The 17377-nt window shown below is 72.1% G+C and carries 12 protein-coding genes and 1 pseudogene; 3 read left to right on the plus strand and 10 right to left on the minus strand.

The window, feature by feature from the left end:
- The 3 genes and pseudogenes from ACFY1J_RS02770 to ACFY1J_RS02780 all read right to left on the minus strand — a co-directional run.
- A pseudogene (locus ACFY1J_RS02770) lies at window positions 1-474 on the minus strand (hypothetical protein); the annotation flags it as partial.
- Window positions 475-690: 216 nt separating this feature from the next.
- Entirely contained in the window at window positions 691-2628 is a 1938-nt protein-coding gene (locus ACFY1J_RS02775) for a glycogen debranching N-terminal domain-containing protein (RefSeq protein ID WP_390706469.1), read from the minus strand.
- Window positions 2625-4073 carry a hypothetical protein gene (locus tag ACFY1J_RS02780; RefSeq protein ID WP_390730462.1) on the minus strand — a complete coding sequence of 483 codons (1449 nt, stop codon included), beginning with the start codon at window positions 4071-4073 and terminating at the stop codon, window positions 2625-2627. Before ACFY1J_RS02780 ends, ACFY1J_RS02775 begins: the two co-directional genes overlap by 4 nt.
- 122 nt (window positions 4074-4195) lie before the next feature.
- Between ACFY1J_RS02780 and ACFY1J_RS02785 the strand changes: the two genes are divergently transcribed.
- Together ACFY1J_RS02785 and ppdK are read left to right on the plus strand one after the other, a co-directional pair.
- Entirely contained in the window at window positions 4196-5416 is a 1221-nt protein-coding gene (locus tag ACFY1J_RS02785) for an ROK family protein (RefSeq protein WP_390706467.1), read from the plus strand.
- Window positions 5417-5850: 434 nt separating this feature from the next.
- Window positions 5851-8571, plus strand: coding sequence for a pyruvate, phosphate dikinase (gene ppdK / locus ACFY1J_RS02790; RefSeq protein WP_390706466.1), 2721 nt, complete (start codon window positions 5851-5853; stop codon window positions 8569-8571).
- 421 nt (window positions 8572-8992) lie between these two features.
- Here the strand turns inward: ppdK and ACFY1J_RS02795 are convergent, their stop codons facing one another.
- The gene (locus ACFY1J_RS02795) at window positions 8993-9529 is read right to left on the minus strand and encodes a DUF4232 domain-containing protein (RefSeq protein WP_390730463.1); all 537 of its coding nucleotides are present in this window, start codon (window positions 9527-9529) and stop codon (window positions 8993-8995) included.
- Window positions 9530-9731: 202 nt separating this feature from the next.
- Here ACFY1J_RS02795 and ACFY1J_RS02800 point away from each other — a divergent pair, with 202 nt between their 5' ends.
- On the plus strand, window positions 9732-10658 hold the full coding sequence (locus tag ACFY1J_RS02800; protein ID WP_390730464.1) for an oxidoreductase: 927 nt from the start codon (window positions 9732-9734) through the stop codon (window positions 10656-10658).
- Window positions 10659-10673: 15 nt separating this feature from the next.
- Here the strand turns inward: ACFY1J_RS02800 and nirD are convergent, their stop codons facing one another.
- The 6 genes from nirD to ACFY1J_RS02830 all read right to left on the minus strand — a co-directional run bounded on the left by nirD (window position 10674) and on the right by ACFY1J_RS02830 (window position 17290).
- Window positions 10674-11024, minus strand: a complete 351-nt coding sequence (gene nirD, locus ACFY1J_RS02805; RefSeq protein WP_390706463.1) for a nitrite reductase small subunit NirD — start codon at window positions 11022-11024, stop codon at window positions 10674-10676.
- Entirely contained in the window at window positions 11021-13630 is a 2610-nt protein-coding gene (gene nirB, locus ACFY1J_RS02810; RefSeq protein ID WP_390730465.1) for a nitrite reductase large subunit NirB, read from the minus strand. Before nirB ends, nirD begins: the two co-directional genes overlap by 4 nt.
- On the minus strand, window positions 13630-14850 hold the full coding sequence (locus ACFY1J_RS02815; protein WP_390730466.1) for an NAD(P)/FAD-dependent oxidoreductase: 1221 nt from the start codon (window positions 14848-14850) through the stop codon (window positions 13630-13632). Before ACFY1J_RS02815 ends, nirB begins: the two co-directional genes overlap by 1 nt.
- Window positions 14851-15001: 151 nt before the next feature.
- The gene (locus tag ACFY1J_RS02820; RefSeq protein ID WP_390730467.1) at window positions 15002-15622 is read right to left on the minus strand and encodes a class F sortase; all 621 of its coding nucleotides are present in this window, start codon (window positions 15620-15622) and stop codon (window positions 15002-15004) included.
- Window positions 15623-15732: 110 nt separating this feature from the next.
- Window positions 15733-16269, minus strand: a complete 537-nt coding sequence (locus ACFY1J_RS02825) for a hypothetical protein (RefSeq protein ID WP_363295024.1) — start codon at window positions 16267-16269, stop codon at window positions 15733-15735.
- A gap of 289 nt (window positions 16270-16558) precedes the next feature.
- Complete coding sequence (locus ACFY1J_RS02830; RefSeq protein ID WP_390706460.1) at window positions 16559-17290, minus strand: TetR/AcrR family transcriptional regulator; 732 nt, start codon at window positions 17288-17290, stop codon at window positions 16559-16561.
- Between the last annotated feature and the right edge of the window lie 87 nt (window positions 17291-17377).

Genomic DNA, 17377 nt, shown 5'->3' on the forward strand with positions numbered 1-17377 from the left:
CGCACCGGCAGGCGCCGTAACGGCAGACTCCGCACCGGCTGATGCAGCCGCGTCGTCTCGGGGCTTGCCCGCTGCGGTGCCGCTCTTCTCCGCCTGGGCCCTGCTCGCGGCCGCGGCAGCTGTGGACCCGGCCCGTGTCGACTCGGTACGGCCGGACGCCGCGCCGGCTGACTCCGCGTCGGCTGATGCGGCCACGTCGTCTCGGGGCTTCCCTGCTGCGGTGCCGCTCTTCTCCGCCTCGGCCCTGCTCGCGGCCGCGGCAGCCGTGGGCTCGGCCTCCTCGGTACCGGGCGCCTCGGCCCGCGGCGTACCGCCCGCATTCGCTTCGGCCCGCGCCGCCCGGGTGGGCTTCGGCTCGGCCTCCGCGGTCTTCGCCGTACCGGCGGCCCCCGCCAGGGCGGCGGGAACGACCTCCGTCGCCCCGTCCTCCGGATCCTTGACCGCGGTCCCCTCTGCGGAGCCGCTGGGTTCCACGGCCGTACTGCCTGACTGGCGCGTGCTCGTGTGCTGAGGCACCCGGAGGTCCTTCCGTGCGAGGCCCGTGACGGAGCGGCGGGCCACGCTGGGGAGGCTGGGCAGGGCCGGGAACTCCCCGGCCCGCCTGGCCCGCCGCCTTCCCGTACGGTTCGCCCCCGGTGCCTGTTCAGGGCCCCGGGCAAACACCCGGCAAACGGCTCGTCAACACTCGTGCTAGGCGCCTCCGACGGCCGTGAGCAGCGCCAACGGTGCCGCTGCGGAACGGGACTCCCGGACGCACGCGTGCGGGTAGGGGACCGGCTCCGCATGGGTGTCGCGGCCGTAGCCGGCGAGGACCTCGGGGAGCCGGTGGCCGGTCGCGGTGGCCGCGTCGACCAGGGCGTGGGCGACCGTGCGGGCCTCGTCGTGCAGGCCGTAGCGGGCCAGGCCCAGGGTGATCAGCGCGTTGTCGTGAGGCCAGACCGAACCCCGGTGGTACGAGAGGGGGTGGTACGCCGGCTGACCGGACGCCAGGGTGCGTACCCCCCAGCCCGAGAAGAAGTCCGGTTCCACGAGCCGTCGGCCCACCACCTCGCCGTACTCCTTGTCCAGGAGGCCGGACCACAGCAGATGCCCCGCGTCGGACGCCAGCGCGTCGACCTGGCGGCCCTCCCCGTCCAGCGCGAGCGCCGGGAAGGAGTGCTCCGGCATCCAGAAGTCCCGCTGGAAGCGGTCGCGCAGGTCGGCGGCGGCCTGTTCGAGCAGGGCCGCGTAGGTCTCGTCCTCCCACACGGCGCGCGCCACCGACGCCGTGCGGCGCAGCGCGTCGTACGCGTACCCCTGGGCCCCCGCCGCCATCACCGGGCCGGTTGCGCGGGTGCCGTCGGCCGAGCAGATGGCGCCGGGGGAGTCCTTCCAGTTCTGGTTGGCGAGACCGCCCCGGTCGGCCCGGTAGACCAGATAGCCGCGCGAGGTCAGCCCGCCGTGGTCCAGCATCCAGCCGACCGCCGCGCGGGCGTGCGGCTCCAGCCGGCGGGCCAGGGCCGAGTCACCGGTCCGCTCGACGTACGCGCCGAGCAGGATCAGGAAGAGCGGCGTCGCGTCGACCGAGCCGTAGTAGCGCCGGAACGGCACCTGCCCGAAGTGCGCCAGCTCCCCGTGCCGCACCTCGTGCACGATCTTGCCGGGCTGGGCCACCGAGGACGTCCCCGTCTCCGTCGCCTGGGTGGCGGCGAGCGCGGGGAGCGTGGCGGCGGCCAGCCGGGGTCGGTAGGGGAGGGCGAAGAGGGAGGTGAGCAGGGCGTCCCGGCCGAGGAGGGTCAGGAACCAGGGCGCCCCGGCCGCCGGCACGCGCAGTTCCTCGCCGTCGGGGCCGGTCGCCGGGACCTGGAGCGCGGCCAGGTCGGCGAGGCCGCGGGCACAGGCCGCCGCCAGCTCCGGCCAGCCCGTCGGGAAGGCCACGCCCTCCACGAACTCGCCCTCCAGTGCCAGGAGTTGTTCGTTCACGGCGGCCGGGGAGCGCGGCACGCGCAGCGCGCGCTTCTCGCCGTGCGGGCGGGCGATGACGCGCAGCACCAGCTCCGTCGTGCCGTGCGGTTCGAGGTCCAGGGTCCAGACGAGGCGCCGGGCGCCGGTGCCGGTCTCCTCGACGCCGTCCGGGGCCGGGTCGGACGTGATGGTCGTACAGGAGCGCCACTCACCGCGCCGGTAGGTGAACTCCACGCCGTCGTCGAGGACCTGGCGGGAGCGTACGACCCCGGTCTTGGTGTAGGTGCGGTGGTCGGAGCGGAGCTCGAACTGGTCGGCGAAGTCGGCGTCGGCGGTGATGGCCAGGCGCACCGTGGTCGGCACCGGGCGGTTGCTGGTCACCCGCAGCGACTCGACGAACGACGCGTCGCCGACGGCCTGTTCACGGAAGAGGGTGTGCGCGGGGGGCTCCGTGCGGCCACCGCGCGGTACGAGTACACAGCGCGCCCCGTCCCCGTCCGCGACCGGTGTGAGCGCCTCGGGCACCGCGCCGTCGATCGTCAGCTGCCAGCGGCTGAGGTGCCGGGCGTCGCGCACGAATAACCCGTCCGGGGAGCTGTTGCCCCGTACGCCGCTGATGTCACCGCGGTCGCCGACGGCGGCGAAGGTCTCGCCGTGCACGAGCAGGTGATGCCGGTCCGTCATCCCCGGTCCCCTCCCTTGTCACTCCTGTGGAACGTTCCGGTGCCCGCCCCGGACACGTCGTGCGCCGGGGTTTTGCCAAGTCCTGGTGGCTCCTGCAGCAGATCCAGCGCGAGGGCGGCGGTCCAGCCGAAGCCGGTCGCGCCGCACGCCTCGCCGGTGTACGGGTCGACGTACTCGGCGAAACCGGTCGCGTCGGCCGTCTCCACGACCGCCTCCCGCAGCGCGTCCGCCCGCTCCCGTTCGCCGTGCGTGCGCAGCCCGCGCTCCAGCAGCCAGCCGGTGTTGAACCAGGCCGGACCGCGCCAGTAGCGGTGCGGGTCGAAGGCCTCGCCGAGGAGGTCGTAGCTGGGCACCAGGCGGGTGCTGTCCCCGAGCCCGAAGTGCGGGCCGCCGAGGGTGGCGAGGAGGGCGGTGACGATCTCGCGCGGCAGCTCGGGCAGGAGCAGCGGGACGAGACCGGACACGCCGCGCTCCGGGATCAGAGCGCCGTCACGCACGTCCCGGCACAGGAAGATGCCGGCCGCCGGGTCCCACAGCCGCTCCACCAGCGCCGCCGTCAGCCGCTCCGCGCGCGCGTGCCGGGCGGTGCCGGGCGCCCCCAGTTCCTGCGCGATCCGCGCCAGCGCGTGTTCGGAGGCGATGAGCAGCGCGTTGAACGCCGGGTCCTCGACGGCGAACTCGCCCTTCCCGTCGGCGTATTCGACGTCCCGGTAGTCCGCCGCCAGCCGCACGTACCGCCCGTAGTCCAGATCCGTCGGCCGGTCCTCCGGCGCGCCGTGGTCGAGGTCGGCGCGGCGGAAGGAGCGGGCCGGGGCGGGGGTGACGCGGGACAGCGGGGCGTCCCAGCAGGGGCTGTTGTCCATACCCTGTTCCCAGGGGTGCACGACGGACGCGAGCCCGCCGCCGCCCAGGTCCCGCCGGTGCAGCAGATAGCGGTGCCAGGCGGCCAGCCGCGGGTAGCTGCGGGCCAGGAAGCCGCGGGCCCGCGACAGCCCCGGGTCGGCGCAGTGCACCAGCCAGGCCGCCAGCGCGTGCACCGGTGGCTGCACGATGCCCGAGGTCTGTACGGTGCGCGGGGCGCCCGCAGCGCGCCCCGCGGTCGAGGAGCGCCAGAAGTCGGGGCTCGGGAAGTAGGCGTCGAGCGGTACGGAGGGGTTGAACACGATGTGCGGGACGCGCCCGTCGGCCCACTGGGCGGCCAGCAGCGTCTCCAGCTCCGTCTGGGCCCGCAGGGGCGACAGATGCCGCAGCCCGATCGCGATGAACGCGGAGTCCCACGACCACTGGTGCGGATACAGACCGAGCGAGGGCACTGTGGAGGTGCCGGTCCAGTTGTCCGCCAGCACCCGGGCGGCCCTGACGTGCGGCGCATCCGCCGAAAGTGGCGGATCGTATGCAATGGCACGCTCCGTGGGGCGGGCGGTGAGCTGGGCAGTGCGATCCACTCGGGGCTCCCCGAAAAGACGTCCGGCCGATGAGGTTCGGCTGTGGCTACCGTAGGGTTACGTCTATTTAACACGCAAAACTCAATATGTAATGCAAACTTGAGAAACACAAGGGGGTGCGCATGACCGGACAGCCCGGCAGGACCGGCAGAAGTGGCAGTCAGGCCAGCGCCGGCGATCTGCTCGAACTGGTGCGCAGCGGGCGGGCGATCACACGCGGTGCCCTGCAGCAGGCCACCGGGCTGTCCCGGGCCACCGTCGGACACCGCCTCGACCGGCTGTTCCGGGCCGGTTGGCTGCGCGAGGGAGCCGGCGGTCCGGTCGACTCGCCGCTCGGCGGACGCCCCTCCATCACCCTGGAGTTCGACGACTCCCACGCCGTCGTCCTCGCCGCCGACCTCGACACCCGGCACGCCCGCGCGGCCGTCCTGTCCCTGACCGGCGAGATCCTCGCCGAGCACTCCGGCACGCTGGTCATCGAGGACGGCCCCGAGGTCGTACTGGGCGAACTCGGCCACTGGTTCGCCGAGTTGCTGGAGAAGGCGGGGCACCGGGCCGACGAGGTGTGCGGGATCGGGCTCGCGGTGCCGGGCCCGGTCGACAGCGAGACCGGCCGGGTCGTACAGCCGCCGATCATGCCGGGCTGGGACGGCTACGACATACGCGGCCGCCTCTCCCGCGCCTTCACCGAACACACCGGCGCCGCCGCCGTGCCGGTGCTCGTGGACAACGACGCGAACCTCATGGCGTACGGCGAGCAGCGCACCGGACACCCCGGCTGCTCGGCCTTCGTGCTCATCAAGGTGTCGACCGGTATCGGTGCCGGCGTCGTGGTGGACGGCTCGATCTTCCGGGGCGTCGACGGCGGCGCCGGGGACATCGGGCACATACGGGTGGGTGCGGAGGCGCTGTGCCGGTGCGGTTCGTACGGCTGTCTCGCCGCCGTCGCCAGCGGTGGCGCCGTGGCCCGGCGGCTCGCGGAGGCCGGTGTCCCGGCCGCCTCGGGCTCGGACGTACGGGATCTGCTGGCCTCCGGGCACCCGGAGGCGGCCGCGCTCGCCCGGGAGGCCGGGCGCCGGGTCGGGGACGTCCTGGCGACGGTCGTGACCCTGCTCAACCCCGGCGTGCTGATGATCGCCGGAGATCTGGCCGGAACTCCCTTCCTCACCGGTGTCCGGGAACTGCTGTACCAGCGGGCGCTGCCCCGCTCGACGGCCCATCTGGACGTCGTCACCTCGCGGCTCGGGGAGCGGGCCGGGCTGGTCGGCGCGGGTGCGCTGGTCGTGGAGCACCTGTACGCACCTGAGCGGGTGGAGCAGCGGCTGACGGCACTCGGGGTGTGAGCGCCGTGCTCCGTCCCGCACCCCTGTGACGTCCGCGTTTCCGTCCCGCGTCACGTCCGCATGGTGAAATCCGGCGCGCTGTGACAGCGTGATTCTCGCCACCCTTGATAAGGGTTGCGCTCAGATGAGCGAATCTTGGGCGACTGCACTTCTCCAAGGTGTGGCACTCGGTGCCACCCCTTGATCGTTCATCGATCGAAAACAGACGTGTCAGGAGGCGCTCACCTGAGCGGAAAACCGCGCCTATGGGCATGGATGCGTTCAAGAAGTGAAAACATCAGCGTGTCTTCGCTTGCCAAGCTTTGACTTTCGATCCACTGGCGGACGACTGGTTACAGGCGCATGACGCACAAGTAGACGTACCCAGGCGCCTTCGATCTGGGTATGTTCCTCGCCGTCAGGGCAGCCACCGCGGCCTCAAGGAGTCGAGACCCGTGTCGGAAAACAAAGAACCCCACGTAGCGAAGTTCGTTTACGACTTCACCGAGGGAAACAAGGACCTCAAGGACCTCCTGGGCGGCAAGGGTGCCAACCTCGCCGAGATGACCAACCTGGGTCTCCCGGTCCCTCCCGGCTTCACGATCACCACCGAGGCCTGCAAGGTCTACCTGGACAGTGGCTCGGAGCCGGTGGCACTGCGTGACGAGGTGAGTGCGCACCTCGACGCGCTGGAGCAGCGGATGGGCAAGAAGCTCGGCCAGGCCGACGACCCGCTGCTCGTGTCGGTCCGCTCGGGTGCGAAGTTCTCCATGCCCGGCATGATGGACACCGTCCTGAACATCGGCCTCTCCGACAAGTCGGTGCAGGGCCTGACCAAGCAGGCCGGCGACGACCGCTTCGCCTGGGACTCCTACCGCCGCCTCATCCAGATGTTCGGCAAGACGGTTCTCGGCGTCGACGGCGAGCTCTTCGAGGAGGCCCTCGACGCGGCCAAGGCGGCCAAGAAGGTCACGGTCGACACGGACCTGGAGGCGGCCGACCTCAAGAAGCTCGTCACCAAGTTCAAGAAGATCGTCAAGACCGAGGCCGGCCGGGACTTCCCGCAGGACCCGCGCGAGCAGATGGACCTCGCCATCGAGGCGGTCTTCAACTCGTGGAACACCGACCGCGCCAAGCTGTACCGCCGCCAGGAGCGCATCCCGCACGACCTCGGCACGGCCGTCAACGTCTGCTCGATGGTCTTCGGCAACCTGGGTCCCGACTCCGGCACGGGCGTCGCCTTCACCCGTGACCCCGCCTCCGGCCACCAGGGCGTCTACGGCGACTACCTGCAGAACGCGCAGGGCGAGGACGTGGTCGCGGGCATCCGCAACACGGTCCCGCTCGCGGAGCTGGAGCAGATCGACAAGAAGTCGTACGACCAGCTGATGCAGATCATGGAGACCCTGGAGAACCACTACAAGGATCTCTGCGACATCGAGTTCACCATCGAGCGCGGCCAGCTCTGGATGCTCCAGACCCGCGTCGGCAAGCGCACCGCCGGTGCCGCCTTCCGTATCGCGACCCAGCTGGTGGACCAGGGCCTGATCGACGAGACCGAGGCGCTCCAGCGCGTCACCGGTGCCCAGCTGGCCCAGCTGATGTTCCCGCGCTTCGACGACACCGCCAAGACCGAGCAGGTCGGCCGGGGCATCGCGGCCTCGCCGGGCGCGGCGGTCGGCAAGGCGGTCTTCGACTCGTACACCGCCGTCAAGTGGTCCCGCTCGGGCGAGAAGGTCATCCTGGTCCGCCGCGAGACCAACCCCGACGACCTGGACGGCATGATCGCGGCCGAGGGCATCCTCACCTCCCGCGGCGGCAAGACCTCCCACGCGGCCGTCGTCGCGCGCGGCATGGGCAAGACCTGTGTCTGCGGCGCCGAGGAGCTGGAGGTCGACACCAAGCGCCGTCGGATGACCGTGCCGGGCGGGCATGTGGTGGAGGAAGGCGACATCATCTCGATCGACGGGTCGAGCGGCAAGGTCTACCTGGGCGAGGTCCCGGTGGTCCCCTCCCCGGTCGTCGAGTACTTCGAGGGCCGGATGCACGCGGGCGCCCACGACGCCGACGAACTGGTCGAGGCCGTGCACCGCATCATGGCCTTCGCCGACCGCAAGCGCCGGCTGCGGGTGCGGGCCAACGCGGACAACGCCGAGGACGCGCTGCGTGCCCGTCGCTTCGGCGCGCAGGGCATCGGCCTGTGCCGTACGGAGCACATGTTCCTGGGCGACCGGCGTGAGCTGGTGGAGCGGCTGATCCTGGCCGACACGGAGGAGGAGCGCGAGGAGTCCCTCAAGCAGCTGCTCCCGCTCCAGAAGCAGGACTTCATCGAGCTGTTCTCGGCGATGGACGGGCTGCCGGTGACGGTCCGTCTCCTCGACCCGCCGCTGCACGAGTTCCTGCCCGACATCACGGAGCTGTCGGTCCGCGTCGCCCTCGCCGAGTCCCGCAAGGACTCCAACGAGAACGACCTGCGACTGCTCCAGGCCGTCCACCGCCTGCACGAGCAGAACCCGATGCTGGGCCTGCGCGGCGTACGCCTCGGCCTGGTCATCCCCGGTCTGTTCACCATGCAGGTCCGGGCCATCGCCGAGGCCGCGGCCGAGCGCAAGAACGCCAAGGGCGACCCGCGCGCCGAGATCATGATTCCGCTCGTCGGCACGGTCCAGGAGCTGGAGATCGTCCGCGAGGAGGCCGACCAGGTCATCGCCGAGGTGGAGGCGGCGACGGGCACACAGCTCAAGCTCGCCATCGGCACGATGATCGAACTCCCGCGCGCCGCCCTCACGGCCGGCCAGATCGCGGAGGCGGCCGAGTTCTTCTCCTTCGGCACCAACGACCTGACCCAGACGGTGTGGGGCTTCTCCCGCGACGACGTCGAGGCCTCCTTCTTCACGGCCTACCTGGAGAAGGGCATCTTCGGAGTCTCCCCGTTCGAGACGATCGACAAGGACGGCGTCGGCTCTCTGGTGAAGTCGGCGGCCAAGGCGGGCCGCGAGACCCGCCCCGACCTGAAGCTCGGCGTCTGCGGCGAGCACGGCGGCGACCCCGAGTCGGTCCACTTCTTCCACGAGGTGGGTCTGGACTACGTCTCCTGCTCCCCGTTCCGCATCCCGGTCGCCCGCCTGGAGGCCGGCCGCGCGGCAACCCAGTCGGCGGGCAGCGACCACCGCTAGGGCCCAGGTCCTACGGGGTCTTCGAAGTTGGGCGGTGCGGGGGCCGACGGCCAGCCGGCCGTAGCCGTCACGCCGGTCGTCGATTGGCGGATTCGGGCCAGAACCGACGGCGGCTGCCAGGCCGCACCGGGGCCGCCGGTGGCCTGGAACTGCCACTTGCCGACCATGGACCACCGCCCAAACTTCGAAGACCCGCCCTACGGCCACCAGACCCCGGAGCCGTCGTCGGTCCCCGACCCTCAAGACCGATCGACGACGGCTCCGGCGCACGAAAAAGGAGGGGCGGCACCCTGTGCGGGGGTGCCGCCCCTTCGGGCATCATCTGCGGGGACTGTCAAGCTATGTCGCTGACCAGGCTAAATGGCGTTTGCTGAAGTCGCCCCTGTCTCAGAGGAGGCCCTTGCTCAGAAGGTGCCCTCCCTCAGAAGGTGCCCTCCGTGTTGATCGGGCCGACCTGGAAGAGGTGGGAGCACGTGGTCCAGCGTGTGGGGACGAGGGTGGAGGTGTACGAGCCCGGCGGGTAGATCCGCAGATAGGTGCCGGTGCGCAGGCAGGGTCCGCCGATGGGGCCGTTGGTGGTGCGGACGATTGCCGACGCGGAGTGGCCCGGGGCGAGCGTGACCGTGCCGTAGGGCGAGCCGGAACGGGTGGCGGCAGGGCCGATCTGCCGGTGCGCGGTGTCGAGGACGCTGACGCCCGGGTAGCCGCGCAGGGCGCACTTGCTCGTACTGGTGTTGGTGAACCGGATGGGCTGGTAGAGCGAGCCGGCCGCGCCTTCCGCGCGGCCCATGGACAGGTACAGGTCCTTCACGGCACAGGTGCGCGGACCGGCCGACGCCTGAGCCGTCGTCGTCGCCGTCGCGCTCCCTGCGACACCCGCGGTCGCGAGCGCCGCCGCGACGGCGGTCAGGGCGGCCGTCAGGCCGCGCCGGGAGAGGAGTTGAGTATGCAGAGACATGGCCAATCCGCCTCCATCGGGCGAATGGGTGGATGCAGTCGTCATGTTGGATGCACCTTCGACGGGAAAAGTTGTAGCGCGCGGCCGGGGGGTTCCACCTGGGCACACGGACCGTCCCGAGTGCGGCCGAGCCGTGGCCGCCCCTAGGCTGAAGCCGTACGGCCAGGGGCGAGCCGGTCCCGAGCGGTCGAGGAGGAGCCCCATGACAGGCTGGAACGCGCACGACATCCCCGGCCTCGCCGGCCGCACCGCCGTCGTCACCGGTGCCAACAGCGGGCTCGGGTACGTCACCGCGCGGGAGCTCGCCCGTGAGGGGGCCCGGGTGGTGCTCGCGTGCCGGAGCGAGGCGCGGGGGCGGGCGGCGGTGGACCGGGTCCTGGCGGAGGTGCCCGGGGCCGAGGCCCGGTTCGGGCGACTGGATCTGGGGGACCTGGCGTCGGTGCGGGACTTCGCGGGCGGGCTGCCGTACGACCGTCTCGATCTGCTCGTCAACAACGCCGGGGTGATGGCGCCGCCGTACGGGACGACGGCGGACGGGTTCGAGACGCAGTTCGGGGTCAACCACCTCGGGCACTTCGCCCTCACCGGACTGCTGATGCCCGCGCTGCTCGCCGCGCCCGGCGCCCGCGTGGTGACCCTGTCGAGCGCGATGCACGCGCTCGCCAACATCGACATCCGTGATCTCAACAGCGAGCGCCGGTACCGGCGTTGGATCGCCTACGCCCGCTCCAAGACCGCCAACCTGCTCTTCACGCACGAGCTGGCGCGCAGGCTGGCGGCCACCGGTGCGGACATGGTCGCGGCCGCCGCCCATCCCGGTTACGCCGCCACCAATCTGCAGACCGCCGGGCCGCGCTCCGAGGGGCGGCGGGGTGCCGAGCGGCTCATGGAGCTCGGCAACCGCCTCTTCGCCCAGCCGGCGGAGGCGGGCGCCCTGCCCACGCTGTACGCGGCGACCGCCCCCGACGTCCGGCCCGACTCCTTCTTCGGCCCCTCGTTCGCGATGTGGCGCGGCGCCCCGGAGCCGTCCTGGCGGGCGCCGTGGACGCGCAACGACGAAGCGGGGACGCGGCTCTGGGACGCCTCGGAGCGGCTGACGGGCGTGCACTACGACGCACTCAAGGGGTGACCCCCCCCCGTTGCGTCAGGCCGCGCGCACCTCGTACGTCTCCACCCGCACCGCCTCGTCGTCCAGACACTGCCCGGAGGTCAGGTCGAAGCGCTGCTTGAGCAGCGGTGAGGCGACGAACGGGCGGCCCTGGTGGGTGCCGGTCAGGCCGCGGGAGAGGACCGCCGCGCCGCCGAACGGATCGCGGTTGTCGATCGCGTAGACCCGGCCCTCGCGGTCCAGGAAGATCGCGGCCTGGCGCCCGTCGGGCAGCAGCGCCGCAACCCCGCGGCCCGGCGTCAGCGCGGTCAGATCACAGATGGTCAACCAGTCCTCGTCCAGCCGCAGCCGGATCTTCAGGGCGGTCGTCTCGGGTGCCAGGGTCATCGCTGGGCGCTTCCTTCCAGGGGACGGTGGCCGATGGTCAGCAGGGGGAGGTCGGGCTTCATCTGGTCGCGCTCGGGGACGAAGCCGACGACCGGGTCGGGGGTGTCGGGCGCGTTCACGAAGGACACGAACCGGGCGAGCTTCTCGGGGTCGTTGATGGTGGTCGCCCACTCGTCGGCGTAGTGGGCCACGTGGTCCTTCATCAGGGACTCCAGCTCCTCGCAGATGCCGAGGGAGTCCTCCACGACCACGTCGCGCACATGGTCCAGGCCGCCCGGGATCCGCTCCAGCCAGGTCGAGGTGCGCTCCAGACGGTCCGCGGTGCGGATGTAGAACATCAGGAAACGGTCGATCAGGCGGATCAGTTCGGCGTCCGACAGATCCTGGGCCAGCAGGTCCGCGTGGCGCGGAGTGGCGCCGCCGTTGCCGCCGACGTACAGGTTCCAGCCGTTGGAGGTTGCGATGACGCCGAAGTCCTTCGACTGGGCCTCCGCGCACTCGCGGGCGCAGCCGGAGACCGCCGACTTGAGCTTGTGGGGCGACCTGAGTCCCCGGTAGCGCAGCTCCAGGTCGATCGCCATGCGCACGGAGTCCTGGACGCCGTAGCGGCACCAGGTCTGGCCCACACAGGACTTCACCGTGCGCAGCGCCTTGCCGTACGCGTGCCCGGACTCGAAGCCCGCGTCCACCAACCGCGTCCAGATCAGCGGGAGTTGCTCGACGCGCGCGCCGAACATGTCGATCCGCTGACCGCCCGTGATCTTTGTGTACAGGCCGAAGTCGCGGGCGATCTCCCCGATCACGATGAGCCCCTCCGGGGTGATCTCACCGCCGGGGATGCGCGGGACGACCGAATACGAGCCGTTCTTCTGGAGGTTGGCGAGAAAGTGGTCGTTGCTGTCCTGCAGCGCCGCCTGCTCGCCGTCCAGGACATAGCCGCTCGCGCCGATCGTCGGGGCGAGGGACGCGATGATCGACCCCACCGCCGGCTTGCAGACCTCGCAGCCGTCACCGCCCCGGGCGCCCTCACGGCCGTAGCGGTCCAGGAGGTCCCGGTAGGTGTTGATGCGCAGCGCGAGGACGATCTCGTACAGCTCCTCGCGGGTCTGGGAGAAGCAGCCGCACAGGCCCTTGTCGACCTCGACGCCGCTCGCCTCCAGCTCGGCGGTGACCAGTTGGCCGAGTACCTTGACGCAACTGCCGCAGCCCGTACCGGCCTTGGTGCACTTCTTGACCTCGGGCACGGTGGTGCAGGAGTGCTCGGTCACCGCGCCGCGGATCGTGCCCTTGGACACGTTGTGGCAGGAGCAGATGACCGCCTCGTCGGGCAGGGCGGAGGGGCCGAGCTGCGCCGGGGCGCCCGCGCCGGCGGGCAGCACCAGCGACTCCGGCGAGACCGGCGGGACGGAGCCGGTGAAGGCGCGCAGCGTGCCGTACGCCTCCGCGTCACCGACCAGGATGCCGCCGAGCAGGGTGCCGTCCCGGCCGATGACCAGCTTCTTGTACAGGCCCGCGCGGGAGTCGGAGTAGACGACGTCCAGGCAGTCCTCGGCCGTGCCGTGCGCGTCGCCGAACGACGCCACGTCGACACCGAGGAGCTTGAGCTTGGTGGACAGGTCGGCGCCCGTGAACGCCGCCTCGTCCTTCGCGATGGTCGCCGCGGCCGTCTCCGCCTGCTCGTAACCCGGCGCCACCAGGCCGTACACCCGTCCGTCCGCCGCCAGCGCGCACTCGCCGATCGCGAACACATGCGGGTCGGTGACCGTACGGCACTGCTCGTCGACGGAGATGCCACCGCGCTCGCCGACCGTGAGGCCGCAGTCCCGGGCGAGCTGGTCGCGGGGGCGCACACCGGCGCTGAACACCACCATGTCGGTGGCGAGTTCGGAGCCGTCCGACAGCTTCATGCCGGTGACGGCGCCATCGGGGCCGACGATGACCTCCTGCGTGCCCACGCCGGTGTGCACGGCCAGGCCCATGTCCTCGATCGTGCGCAGCAGCGCCGCGCCCCCGCCCTCGTCCACCTGCACCGGCATGAGGCGCGGCGCGAACTCCACGATGTGGCTGGTCAGTCCGAGGCCCTTCAGCGCGCCGGCGGCCTCCAGACCGAGCAGGCCGCCGCCGACCACCGCACCCGTCGTCGCCCGCGACCCGGCGTACTCCTCGATCGCGAGCAGGTCCTCGATGGTCCGGTAGACGAAGCAGCCCTCGGCGTCCTTGCCCGGGACCGGCGGTACGAAGGGGTAGGAGCCGGTGGCCAGCACGAGGGTGTCGTACTCGACGACCAGACCGGAGCGGGCGGTCACCCTGCGCGCCTCACGGTCGACCGTCTCCGCCGGGTCGCCCACGTGCAGCTCGATGCCGTGGTCCTCGATGAACTGCATGTCGGTCATGGACAGTTCGTCGGGCGTCCGGCCCGAGAAGTACGACGTGAGCTGCACACGGTCGTACGCCGGACGCGGCTCCTCGCACAGCACGACCACGCGGTGCGTGGCGGTCAGGCCGCGCTCGGCCAGCGCTTCCAGGAAGCGCTGGCCGACCATGCCATGGCCGACGAGCACGATCGTGGGGTGGGACCGGTCCCCACCGAGTGCGGTCGTGGACATCAGGAGCCTCCATCGTTGGTGAGCAGGTGGAGCAGGGGGCCGCCGTCGGACGGGAGCGGCTCTGCTCCCTCCCAGGCACGGGCGAGCGCGCCGACAGTGCCGAGTTCGCCGACGAGGACCCCGCCGACCAGGCGGTCGTCGCGGACGACGACCTTGCGGTACGTGCCCCGGGTGGCGTCCGTGAGCTGGACGACGTCGTCGCCGGGGCGGGGCTCGGTCTCACCGAACGCGGCGAGGTCGAAGGGGGAGTCCTGCCCGGTCAGGGTGAGTCGGGTCAGGGAACGGGTGCCGGTGTAGCGGGAGTCGGCCCTCCCGGCCAGCAACTCGGCCAGCACGTCGGCCTGTTCGAGCGCCGGAGCGGCCAGGCCGTAGACCGTGCCGTCGTGCTGGGCGCAGTCGCCGATGGCGTGGATGTACGGGTCCGACGTACGGAGTTCGTCGTCGACGACGATGCCCTTGCGGACGGCGAGTCCCGCGTCCTGGGCCAGGCCGGCGCGCGGGTGGATGCCGCAGGCGAGGACCACCAGGTCGGCGTCGAGCGCGTACCCGTCGGACATCTCCACCGAACGGACCGCGCCGCCCACACAGCGCACGTCCCGCACCCGGCACTCGGTGTGCACCTCGACGCCCAGGTCCTTCAGGTGCCGCAGCACGAGCTTCGAGGCGTTCGGGTCGAGCTGGCGCTCCATGAGCCTCTCGGCCTGCTGGGCGAGGACCACCTGGGCGCCGCGCACGGCGAGCGCGCGGGCCGCGGACACACCGAGCAGCCCGCCGCCGATGACGACCGCCCGCACGCCCGGCCGCACCGCCTTGGACAGGCCCAGACAGTCGTCCATGGTGCGGAACGCGTGCACGCCCTCGGGGAGTTCGTGCCCGCCCGCGCTGAACAGACCGCGCAGGGGCGGAAGTACCGGGTTGGAGCCGGTGGCCAGGACCAGCCGGTCGTATGCGATCACCGAGCCGTCCGCGCACTCGACGGTGCGCCGGGCGCGGTCGATGCCGGTGACCCGGGCGCGGGTCAGCTCCGCGGGTGCCGGGAGGGCGATCACCTCCGGGCTGTACCGGCCGGCCAGCACCTCGGCGAGCAGGACCCGGTTGTACGGGCGGTGCTCCTCCTCGCCGACGAGCAGCGCGGGCGTGCCGAGCTCACCGAGCCGGCGGGCGAGACGTACGCCCGCGAGGCCGGCGCCGATCACCACCACACGCGTATTCGAGGTCATGCAACGCAGCGTGCGGTGCCGACGTTACCCGGCAGCATCACCGTTGTTTCCCGCGAGGAACGCTGCCCTCAGCGGGGGCGGGGAGGGGGTGTGAGGGTACTGGGGGCGGGCCGGTGCGGGCTGTGAGGTGGGTGTGGCCGGGCCGAGCTGCTCAGCGGCTCCCGGTCAGGTGTGCGAACACGACCACGTTCGCCTGGTAGCCGGTGGCCTTCGAGTAGGTGCCGCCGCAGGTGATCACCCGCAGCTCGGGACGCTCGGCCGCGCCGTACACCTTCTCGTCGGGGAAGTTCCGCGCCTGGTAGACCTCGACCGCGTCCACCGTGAACACCGCGACACCGCCGTCGCGCCGGTCCACCTCGATGGTGGCACCCCGCTTCAGGGCGCCGAGGTCGTAGAAGACGGCGGGTCCCTCGGTGTTGTCGACGTGCCCCGCGACGATCGCGGTGCCTCTCTCGCCGGGGGTGGTGCCGGACTCGTACCAGCCGGCGAGGTTCTTCTGGCCGGCGGGCGGGACGTCGAGGCTGCCGGACTTCGTCAGGGCGAGACCCATCAGCGGTGCGTTCACACGGATGGCGGGGATGCGGATGCGGGTGGGCGGGGAGGGCGGCAGCGCCGCGGACGCGAGCCGCTCCTCGGTGGGGTCCGGGCGGCCTTCCGCGACGGACGGCTGGGGCGGGGCGTGCGTGCCGGCGCCGCCTCCCAGCAGGAACACACCGGAGCCCAGGGCGACCACGGTGACGGCGGCTATGGCGGTGTCGCCGATCCTGCGCATGCGAACCCCTCTCCCGGAACTGACCCCCTCCCCCTCCGGGCCGCGAGGGGCGTCGGACCCGGAGGGGGCGGGACTTGCGGTACCGGCGGACGGACAGCGGAGGGTGTCCGTCAGATCCCGTCGCCTCTCGCCCGGCGATGCAGGAGCCAGGTACCGCCCGCGGCGGCGACGGCCAGAGCCGCCACGCCCGCCGCGGTCTGCACGGGGTCGGGGCCCAACGCGCCGCCGACCCCCGTCTTCACACTTCCGCGCGGCTGCGCCCCTTCGCGCGCCGTGCTCAGCGCCACCATGAGGTCGCCCGCCACCTGCCGACCGCCCACGGCGCACCGCGCGACGATCTCGTACGTCCCCGGCTGTGCGCTCGGCGGCACCCGGAACTGGCCGATCGCATCGCCCTCGTGCGCGCTGGGCGCCAGCATGAACGCGCCCGCGCCCACCGCGCTCGCGTCACCCGCCGCCGTCCCCTTGTCGCCGCACGCCTTCGTGTTCACCGTCACCTGACCGCCGGGCACCACCGTGGAGGGGTACACCTCCAGGCTTTCGGCCACCGAGGACACCCGGACGCCACCGTGGGCGGGGGCGGCGGCGAGCCCCGCCGCGGCGACGGCGAGCGCGGTACCGGTCAGCATGCGGGCGGTGCGGCGCATGGTGCTCCCTCGAGTTCACGGGGGCACGCCCGCGGCACCCCCATGTGCCGCCGAGTCGGTCGCGTCCCTGCTCTTCCGAGGTAAGTGGGAGTCGGTCGAGCCCGCTTCCTGACAAGGCGTCAGAAATGGGATGAACGGGTGTCTCCGGTCGGGTGCGCAAGGGCTGCCGGGAGGGCGTTCCGGCAGGTCATGGGCGTGGGCGGGGTCGCCGTGGAAGAGAACACGAACGGCGCGGGCGGCGGGGGTGAACGGGTGACCGGGACGCGCAGGGCCGCCTGGGGCGGCGCGGCTAGTTGGGCAGCTTCATCGCCAGGCCGTCGAGCACGATCTCCAGGGCGTACGCGAACTTGTCGTCGCGGACCGCGGCCGGGTCCGTGGTCGCCGCGACGGCGTCGGTGTAGGCGCCGGAGAGATGGTCGTGGCCGGCTGCGGCCTGCTGGGCGGCGGGCAGCAGTCGGTTGATGAACTCGGCCTCGGTCTCGCCGGAGCGGGCGACCGTGGTGAGCCAGGCGGCCTCCGTGCTGCTCATGCCGATCGTGTACGACAGCACGGCGTCGATCGCCCCGCTGGGCTCGGGGAAGCCGATCGCCGTGAACAGCGCGGCGAGCCGCTCGGAGAAGGCCATCAGGTTGGGGCCGAGATAGGCGAGACCGGCCTGGCCGAGGACCGAGGACAGCCAGGGGTGCCGCAGGGCGGTGGCACGGAAGGAGGCCGCGGCCTCGGTGACCGCGGCCCGCCAGTCCGGGCTGTCGGAGGGCGGTACGTGGATCTCGGCGGCGACCTCGTCCACGGCCAGCTCCATCAGCTCGTCCTTGGTGGCGACGTGCCGGTAGAGGGAGGTCGCGCCCGCGTTCAGGCGGGCGCCGAGCTTGCGCATGCTGAGCGCCTCGATGCCCTCCGCGTCGAGCATGGCGATCGCCTCGCGGACGATCACGGCCCGGCTGAGCGCGGGCTGGTCGGGCTCGGACTGCGGCCGGGCCCAGACGGAGGGGATCGGGTTCGGCTTGGCCTTGGCTGCCATGGCGCTCCTCTGGGTGCTCAGGGGCGGGTGTGCTGTTCCTGCGTACGTCGTTCGCAACCAGCGTACAGCGGATGGGGTTGCGCACAC

The sequence above is a fragment of the Streptomyces sp. NPDC001406 genome (assembly GCF_042895285.1).
Classification (GTDB): domain Bacteria; phylum Actinomycetota; class Actinomycetes; order Streptomycetales; family Streptomycetaceae; genus Streptomyces.